The sequence below is a fragment of the Bacillus sp. T33-2 genome (assembly GCF_002860205.1).
Taxonomy (GTDB): domain Bacteria; phylum Bacillota; class Bacilli; order Bacillales; family Cytobacillaceae; genus T33-2.
This window is the reverse complement of sequence record NZ_PGVB01000030.1, coordinates 20,782-29,156: the sequence shown is the minus strand read 5'-3', so window position 1 is coordinate 29,156 and position 8,375 is coordinate 20,782. Positions and strand designations below refer to the sequence as shown.

At 42.7% G+C, this 8,375-nt stretch carries 12 protein-coding genes; 11 read left to right on the top strand and 1 reads right to left on the bottom strand.

Going from position 1 to position 8,375, the window contains the following annotated elements:
• Nucleotides 1-263: 263 nt before the first annotated feature.
• From CVD19_RS19315 to rsmI, 11 genes are all read left to right on the top strand, one after another.
• Entirely contained in the window at nt 264-482 is a 219-nt protein-coding gene (locus CVD19_RS19315; RefSeq protein WP_101584615.1) for a sigma factor G inhibitor Gin, read from the top strand.
• A gap of 103 nt (nt 483-585) precedes the next feature.
• The gene (locus CVD19_RS19310) at nt 586-2,016 is read left to right on the top strand and encodes an aminotransferase class I/II-fold pyridoxal phosphate-dependent enzyme (protein WP_101584613.1); all 1,431 of its coding nucleotides are present in this window, start codon (nt 586-588) and stop codon (nt 2,014-2,016) included.
• Between the two features lie 64 nt (nt 2,017-2,080).
• Complete coding sequence (gene tmk / locus CVD19_RS19305; protein WP_101584610.1) at nt 2,081-2,722, top strand: dTMP kinase; 642 nt, start codon at nt 2,081-2,083, stop codon at nt 2,720-2,722.
• 162 nt (nt 2,723-2,884) lie between these two features.
• Complete coding sequence (locus CVD19_RS19300; RefSeq protein ID WP_101584607.1) at nt 2,885-3,214, top strand: cyclic-di-AMP receptor; 330 nt, start codon at nt 2,885-2,887, stop codon at nt 3,212-3,214.
• Between the two features lie 27 nt (nt 3,215-3,241).
• Nucleotides 3,242-3,679 carry a YaaR family protein gene (locus CVD19_RS19295; protein ID WP_101584605.1) on the top strand — a complete coding sequence of 146 codons (438 nt, stop codon included), beginning with the start codon at nt 3,242-3,244 and terminating at the stop codon, nt 3,677-3,679.
• Nucleotides 3,680-3,692: 13 nt separating this feature from the next.
• Nucleotides 3,693-4,700 carry a DNA polymerase III subunit delta' gene (gene holB, locus CVD19_RS19290; RefSeq protein ID WP_101584603.1) on the top strand — a complete coding sequence of 336 codons (1,008 nt, stop codon included), beginning with the start codon at nt 3,693-3,695 and terminating at the stop codon, nt 4,698-4,700.
• A complete protein-coding gene (locus CVD19_RS19285) occupies nt 4,693-5,523 on the top strand; it encodes a PSP1 domain-containing protein (RefSeq protein ID WP_101584600.1) in 831 nt (276 codons plus the stop codon). Before holB ends, CVD19_RS19285 begins: the two co-directional genes overlap by 8 nt.
• Nucleotides 5,524-5,536: 13 nt before the next feature.
• Nucleotides 5,537-5,908, top strand: a complete 372-nt coding sequence (gene yabA / locus CVD19_RS19280; RefSeq protein ID WP_101584597.1) for a DNA replication initiation control protein YabA — start codon at nt 5,537-5,539, stop codon at nt 5,906-5,908.
• A 77-nt stretch (nt 5,909-5,985) separates the two neighbouring features.
• The gene (locus tag CVD19_RS19275; RefSeq protein WP_101584594.1) at nt 5,986-6,729 is read left to right on the top strand and encodes a tRNA1(Val) (adenine(37)-N6)-methyltransferase; all 744 of its coding nucleotides are present in this window, start codon (nt 5,986-5,988) and stop codon (nt 6,727-6,729) included.
• A complete protein-coding gene (locus tag CVD19_RS19270; RefSeq protein WP_101584591.1) occupies nt 6,716-7,003 on the top strand; it encodes a GIY-YIG nuclease family protein in 288 nt (95 codons plus the stop codon). The genes CVD19_RS19275 and CVD19_RS19270 overlap by 14 nt, the downstream gene beginning before the upstream one ends.
• Entirely contained in the window at nt 6,981-7,856 is an 876-nt protein-coding gene (gene rsmI, locus CVD19_RS19265) for a 16S rRNA (cytidine(1402)-2'-O)-methyltransferase (protein WP_101584588.1), read from the top strand. Before CVD19_RS19270 ends, rsmI begins: the two co-directional genes overlap by 23 nt.
• A 79-nt stretch (nt 7,857-7,935) precedes the next feature.
• Here rsmI and CVD19_RS19260 read toward each other — a convergent pair whose 3' ends face one another.
• Entirely contained in the window at nt 7,936-8,220 is a 285-nt protein-coding gene (locus CVD19_RS19260; protein WP_101584586.1) for an AbrB/MazE/SpoVT family DNA-binding domain-containing protein, read from the bottom strand.
• Nucleotides 8,221-8,375 lie beyond the last annotated feature (155 nt).

The window sequence follows — 8,375 nt, the reverse complement described above, 5'->3', positions numbered from 1 at the left end:
CCCTGTGAGAGTAGGACGCCGCCGGGCACACGAAAACAGCTGATTTTATGTCAGCTGTTTTTTGTTTATGGGACATCACGTCGATGGCTAATGAGGCTTAACTAATTATTTTAGCGTAAAATAAAAACTGCATTAAACCTTGAATTACTGTTAAGACATACACAGATTCAAAAAAATAATCATACAATATAAATCAAGTAAACTCTAAAAGCCACTTTTCTAAAAATTGTATACAATTTTTAGCTGCTGGGAAGAATAGGTGTATGGAGGTGGACAATTTGAGTTGTCTTATTACAAATAAACAAGTTGGGGAAACATGTGTAATATGTGAGCAAATAAAGCAGACAGGAATACATCTATTTACATCTTTTATCTGTACCGAATGTGAAAAAGGCATGATCAGCACTGATACGAGTGAACCTAAATATAAGTATTTTATAGAAAAGCTTAGGAAAGTATCTTCATCGGAAATATTCTCGTGAAAAAGCTCATTATAGAGCTTTATTTTTTTTGGAAAAATACAAACGCAGTTCAATCTGATAAAATAGGTAAGGCTACGAATAAAAAATCCAATTACGGTGAGTTATGAATCATTTTGAAACACCTTTACTGAATCAATTATTGGTGCATAAACAGAAAAACCCGATATCCTTTCATGTACCTGGACATAAATTCGGCGAAATTTTCCCTATCCAAGGCCATACATATTTTAAGGACATATTAAGATTGGATGCAACTGAAATTACGGGCCTGGATGACTTGCACGCCCCTGAAGGAGCAATCCTTGAAGCAGAGAAGCTTCTAGCCGGGCTATATAAGGTTAAAAAAAGCTTTTTCCTTATTAATGGTTCAACTTCAGGGAATCTGGCGATGATCATGGGCACAGTCAAAGAAGAGGATAAGGTACTCGTACAGCGGAATTCACATAAATCCATCATGAATGGAATCCGGCTTGCAAAAGCCCGGCCTGTTTTTTTAGGGCCGGAATATAATCCCGACTGGGCTGTCACAGGCGGTGTATCCATAGAAACCATCAGAAAAGCGATTCAAATGCATCCGGATGCAAAAGCGGTGATTTTGACTCATCCGAACTACTATGGAATGGTGTATGATTTAAAAAAAATCATCGATCTTGCCCATCAGAACGGGATTCCTGTGCTCGTAGATGAAGCCCATGGCGTCCATTTTATTGCCGGTGAACCGTTTCCGGCTTCAGCTGTGAGCCTAGGGGCAGATGTTGTTGTACAGTCCGCACATAAAACATTGCCAGCCATGACAATGGGGGCGTTTCTGCACTACAATAGCAGTTTGATCCCCATGCAGCAAATAAATTATTACTTGCAGGTTCTGCAATCAAGCAGCCCCTCTTACCCAATAATGGCGTCGCTTGATGCGGCACGAAGCTATTTAGGAACTTTTAAAGTTGATGACAAGAGCTATCTTCTTGATGAAATTGAAGCATTCAAACACAACTTGAAGGATCTTGATGGTATCCGTTTGCTATCCTCGGACCGTACAGATCCCTTGAAAATGACGATGCAGTCCACTAACGGGTTAAGTGGGTTTGCGCTGCAAAAATTATTTGAAGCTGAGGGAGTCTACACGGAGCTTGCCGATCCTGCAAACGTCCTGTTCGTCCTGCCGCTATTGAAAAAAGGCATGGATTATCGTTTTGTACAGGCATCGAAAAAAATTGCGCATGCGGTTAAGCAAATTCCGCCCGGTCGAAAAAAGCGGGAGAAACTGTATGTTAAAAATGAAGAAATTTCCACTCTTGAAATCAATTATAAAAGCATGGATCGGTTGCCAACAGAAACGGTTTTATTGAAAGAATCGGCAGGCCGGATCAGTGCTGAAATGATCATTCCCTATCCCCCGGGAATTCCACTCTGTTTTCCAGGGGAAATGATAACAACAGAAAAATTGGAGATGTTAAACTACCTGAAAAACGCTGGGGCAAGGTTCCAAGGTGCCCAACATCTTGATGCAGGAAAAGTCAGCGTGTTTATCTTTTAAGAGAAAACATAAAAATCCCCATTTTGTATAAATTGGATCAAGAAATGCTGGAGGGTAAAGTGTGATGAGCAAGGGATTATTTATTTCCATAGAAGGACCTGAAGGTGCGGGTAAAACAACCATTATCCGCATGTTGAAAGAGAATTTTGAAGAAGAAGGATATAGTGTCCTGGCAACGAGGGAGCCAGGAGGAATAGACATCGCAGAACAAATCAGGAATGTGATCCTGGATAAAGAAAACACTGCCATGGATGCCCGCACTGAGGCTTTGTTATATGCGGCAGCGAGGAGGCAGCATCTTGTGGAAAAAGTTAGGCCGGCACTGGTGAACGGGCAGATTGTCCTTTGCGACCGTTTTATTGACAGTTCACTGGCATACCAGGGATATGCCCGCGGTCTTGGAATTGAAGAAGTTCATTCGATCAATCGCTTCGCAGTTGAAGATATGATGCCTCTCCTCACTGTTTACTTTGACCTGGATCCGGAGACTGGGCTGGATAGAATTAACAAGCATAATGGCCGGGAAGTGAATCGTCTTGATTTGGAAAATCTTCAGTTTCATCAAAAGGTCAGGGAAGGTTATTTACTGCTGGCAAACAGGTACCCAGATCGAATTATGAAAATAGATGCATCAAGGCCGCTTGAAATGGTGTACGCAGAAGTGGAGGGCAAGATAAAGGAATTCCTTGTGAAATACATGAAATAGAGAAAAAACCTTAAAGAACGGTCTTTAAGGTTTTTTTATTGCTTTTTGATTAATGGTAACAGCTGGCATCATACCTTATATGGATAAACCATGTCCTTACAAAAAAATCCTGTTATAATAGTTGTAAAGCAAACGGCAATAAAAATGCAGGGGGTATTCAAGATGAAGTTAATTTTTGCTGTAGTACAGGACCAGGACAGCAATCGCCTGTCCAATGCACTGGTAGACAATAATTTCCGTGCAACAAAACTGGCGAGTACAGGTGGATTTTTAAAAGCAGGAAATACCACTTTTATCATCGGCACTGAGGACATCCGGGTTGAAAAAGCATTGCAAATTATTAAAGAAAACTGTAAGTCACGTGACCAGCTTGTTGCTCCGGTATCCCCGATGGGAGGCAATGCCGATTCATATGTTCCGTATCCGGTCGAAGTTGAAGTGGGCGGGGCAACTGTTTTTGTATTGCCAGTTGAGCAATTTCTGCAATTTTAACGGAATTAGCGGAGGTATTATCCGAACATGAAAATAAATCAAGATTTCAGCCTGAACCTGGATAAAATCCGCCAGAACAGGCAACCGGCAGCCGGCCAGCTAAAATTCGGCGAACTGGTCCAAAAGCAGGAACATAAAATGCACATGGGGCAGATCCAGCAGCTATTGAGTGAAATAGACAATGCCGGTGAAAGATTGTCCCGTTCAAGGACATTCAAGGATTTGGCGAGATATAAAAGTCTTGTAAAGAGGTTTGTTAAAGAAACAGTGGACTTTGGCATGGGATTGAAGCAGTCCCACAGCTGGAACCAGTTCGGGGAGGGCCGTTCCTTGAAAATTGTCGAAATCATAGACGGCCATTTGGTCGAGCTGACCGAGGGGATAATGAAACAAGAGGAAAAGTCGATAGATATTCTTGGGAGGATCGGCGAGATCAAAGGACTATTGATTAATTTATATACGTAAGAGAGTGATGGGCATGGCAAGGACCTGGAGTGAAATGGAAGAATTTCAGCCGACCGTTTTAAAAATGATTAAAAACAGCATCCAGAAGGACCGGGTGGCCCATGCATATATATTTGAAGGGCAACGGGGAACCGGTAAAAAAGAGGCGGGCTTGCTGCTTGCAAAAAGCCTCTTCTGCCTTGCCCCCTTCGATGGCTATAAACCGTGCGAGACCTGCCTGAATTGCAAAAGAATCAATAACGGCAACCATCCGGATATACATGTCATCGAACCAGACGGGCTTTCGATAAAAAAAAGCCAGATTCAATCATTACAGGAAGAGTTTACTAAAACTGGCGTAGAATCCAGAAGAAAAATGTACATGATTGAACATGCTGACCGAATGACCACCAATGCAGCCAACAGCCTGCTTAAATTTTTGGAAGAGCCTCATGCCGAAACGGTTGCAGTATTGGTCACCGAGCAACCACAGCAGATGCTGCCTACGATATTATCAAGATGCCAGATGATAAGCTTCACCCAATTATCACCAAAAAACTTGGCGGATTTCCTGGTTGAGAAGGGCGTTAAACCAGAGGCAGCCCCGCTGTTAGCCCAGTTGACGAACAATCCGGATGAAGCATTTGAAATAAGTAACAATGATTGGTTTGCACAAGCTCAAAAAATAGTGTTAAAATTATATGAAGCGCTGAAAAATCATTCCTTGGAAGCGCTTGTCACGCTTCAGGAACATTGGTTCGGGCACTTTAAAGAAAAAGATCAGGTTGATCGTGGTTTGGATTTATTACTTCTTATGTTTAAGGATTTATTATATATCCAGCTTGGAAAAAGAGACCAGGTTGTCTATCTGAATGAAATCTCCCGCTTGGAGCAATTTGCTTTACAAACATCCGGACGGCGTTTAACTGAGCAAATGGCAGCCATTCTGGAGGCGAAAAGGAAGCTGCATGCCAATATGAATTCCCAGCTGGTAATGGAAGAGCTGGTGTTAAAATTGCAGGAGGGATCAACACTTGTATGATGTTGTAGGTGTCCGCTTTAAAAAGGCGGGCAAGATATATTATTTTGATCCCGGAGATCTGGTAATCGAAAATGACGAATTCGTTATTGTCGAAACTGTCAGGGGAGTTGAGTACGGCAGGATTGTCATTCCCCGAAAACAGGTTGGAGAAAACGATGTAGTTTTGCCGCTGAAAAAAGTGGTACGGATCGCAGATCAAAAGGATCGGCTCATTGTTGAGGAGAACAAGGCTGAGGCCAAGCAAGCTTATGAAGTTTGTTGTGAAAAGGTAAGCGAGCATCAACTGGACATGAAGCTTGTTGATGTTGAATATACATTCGACCGTAACAAAGTAATCTTTTATTTCACTGCAGATGGCAGAGTTGATTTTCGGGAACTGGTCAAGGATTTGGCCGCGATTTTTCGGACAAGGATTGAACTCCGGCAAATTGGTGTCAGGGATGAAGCGAAAATGCTCGGCGGCATTGGGCCATGTGGCAGGATGCTGTGCTGTTCGACCTTTTTGGGGGATTTTGATCCAGTTTCCATCAAAATGGATAAAGACCAAAACCTGTCGCTTAACCCAACGAAGATTTCCGGTCTATGCGGAAGATTAATGTGCTGTTTGAAATATGAGAATGACGAATATGAAACAGCGAAGGAACAGCTTCCGGATCTTGGCGAAATCATTAACACTCCAAATGGGCGGGGCAAAGTGGTAGGTTTGAATATATTACAGCGTGTTATGCAGGTCGAGCTGGCAGAACAAGAACGCGTGCTTGAATACACGCTAGATGAAGTGCTGAAGGCAGGCGCCGTTTCAATACAATCATCCACAGATTAATGAGGTGGAGTACGTGGATAAGAAGGAGATCTTTGACTCAGTAAGTAATATGGAAGCCCAAATCGGCAATCTTTACCGCCAGCTTGGTGAGTTAAAGCAGCATTTAGCGGAAATACTTGAAGAGAATAATTCTTTAAAGCTGGAAAATGAGCATTTAAGACGCCGTCTGGATCAAACGACCGAGAGCAAAGAAACTAAAACGAAAAAAGGCAGCAAAGGCAAGCGCGGAGTGCCCGGAGACAGAAATGCCATTGATATCGGTGAAGGGTATGACAACCTGGCCCGCCTGTATCAGGAGGGTTTTCATATTTGCAATTTGCATTTTGGAAGCCCGCGGAAAGAAGGAGACTGTCTGTTTTGCCTATCCTTTCTTAATAAAAAATAATCGGCAGCCTTCCCGCGTTTGGGAAGGCTGTTTTCATAAGAATGACTGCCCGGTTAAATTCATGTGGGAGGCCCTGAATGATTAATTTAAAGGATGATGAAAGGCTGGACTATCTGCTGGCTGAAAATTTACGGATTATACAGAGTCCATCAGTGTTTGCATTTTCTCTTGACGCTGTTTTGCTGGCGAAATTTGTCTACGTGCCCATTCAAAAAGGGCGGTTGATTGATTTATGCAGCGGAAACGGGGTTATCCCCCTCTTTTTAAGCACAAGGACAAAAGGAAACATTGTTGGTGTGGAAATTCAGGAAAGATTGTATGATATGGCTGTGAGAAGTGTTGAATATAACGACCTTGGGCACCAAATACAAATGATCCATGGCGATATCAAGGAGATGCCTAAACAATTGGGCTACGGGAAATTTGATACCGTAACCTGCAATCCTCCTTATTTTATCACTCCCTCAGCAGAAGAAATCAATGAAAACGAGCACCTTGCCATTGCGCGCCATGAAATACTGTGTACGCTTGAGGATGCTGTCCGGGTTTCAAGCCAGCTGGTCAGGCAAGGGGGAAAGGCGGCATTAGTCCACCGCCCGGGGAGGCTGGCTGATATTATCGAACTGATGCGGAAGTACCGGCTTGAACCAAAGCGCATTCAGTTTGTTTATCCTAAAGCCGGGAAAGAAGCAAATACAGTGCTTGTAGAAGGAATTAAAGGAGGCAATCCGGATTTGAAAATTTTGCAGCCTTTAATTATCTATAATGATGATAATGAGTATACGCCTGAATTGAGGGAAATCTTATATGGAAGTGAATGAGCACCATTTCTATGTTCTCGTCTGCCGGGACGGGAGTTACTATGCAGGATATACAAATAATCTGGAACGGCGGATCAAGCTCCATAATGAAGGAAAAGGAGCTAAATATACTAGAGGGCGCGGGCCTGTGAGATTAATTTTTTCAAAGTCCTTCCCGAGCAAAAGCGAAGCATTAAAAGTCGAGTACCATTTCAAACGGTGGTCCAGAAAGAAAAAAGATGAGTTTCTATTAATCGAGACAGGTGGTTTATATGCAGCAGCAAAAGAGCTTTGACCATGAAGATGAGAAAGGGATTTTATACCTTGTTCCGACACCAATCGGGAATCTGGAGGATATGAGCTTCCGGGCTGTCAGAATCATGAAGGAAGCTGACGTAATCGCAGCAGAGGACACCAGGAACACAAAAAAGCTGTGTAATTATTTTGAAATCGATACCCCGGTTACGAGCTACCACGAACATAATAAAGAAATGAGCGGGGAAAAGCTCCTCGACCGAATCAGGGAAGGCGCAAAGGTTGCGTTGGTAAGCGACGCAGGGATGCCGACTATTTCTGATCCTGGGTATGAACTTGTTTCTTCCGCATTGGAGGAAAATCTCACAGTTGTTCCGCTGCCGGGTGCAAATGCGGCACTGACTGCATTGATAGCCTCAGGAATTGCACCCCAGCCTTTTTACTTTTATGGTTTTTTAAAGAGAAACAAAAAAGAGCGCCGAAAAGAGCTTGAGCAATTAGCGAAACAAACTGGGGCAATCATTTTTTATGAAGCACCCCACCGGCTCCGCGAAACACTGCAGCAAATGAACGAAACACTTGGCGACAGAAAAATTGTGCTTTGCCGGGAGCTAACCAAAAAATTTGAAGAATTTATCAGGGGAACGGTCAGTGAAGCCATTGCCTGGGCTGGAAGCGTCGAGGTTAGAGGAGAGTTCTGCGTTATTATTGAAGGAGCCGCCTTCGGATCTGGTCAAGAAGAAACATTGTGGTGGAACAATTTAAGCGTAAGTGAACATGTTGGCTATTATATGTCCGAAAAAAACATGAATTCCAAGGACGCGATCAAACAGACGGCAAAAGACCGCGGCCTCAATAAACGGGATGTTTACCAGGCATACCATATCGATTAATAAAACCGGAAATTGACTGGATGCATTGACACTAAATGCAAAAAAGCTTCTCTACGGAAGGAGAAGCTTTTTGTTATGACTATTTTGCTGTTTCAAAGGACCCTTGAATTTCTTTAAGCAGCTGCTCCGCACCTTCACGGCTTAAAATCAGCTTGCCACCAGCAAGGGTGATATTGTTGTCAGACACTTCGCCAGTGATATGGCAAGTCATGTTAGGTTTATATTTTTTCAGGATGATACGGTCGTCATCAACATAAATTTCGAGCGCGTCCTTTTCTGCTATACCTAACGTTCTTCTTAATTCAATCGGAATAACTACACGTCCAAGCTCATCAACCTTACGAACTATACCTGTAGATTTCATAATATTCCTCTCCTCTCGGCTATGTATCTTATAGTCTTTTTCGTCATTTTTCGACAAAGACTTTTTATTTATTTAATAATACCAGTCATTCCCATAAACGTCAATTATTTTATTTTTCATCTTTTAGGAAATTTTAGCATTCCCCACAAAGTATC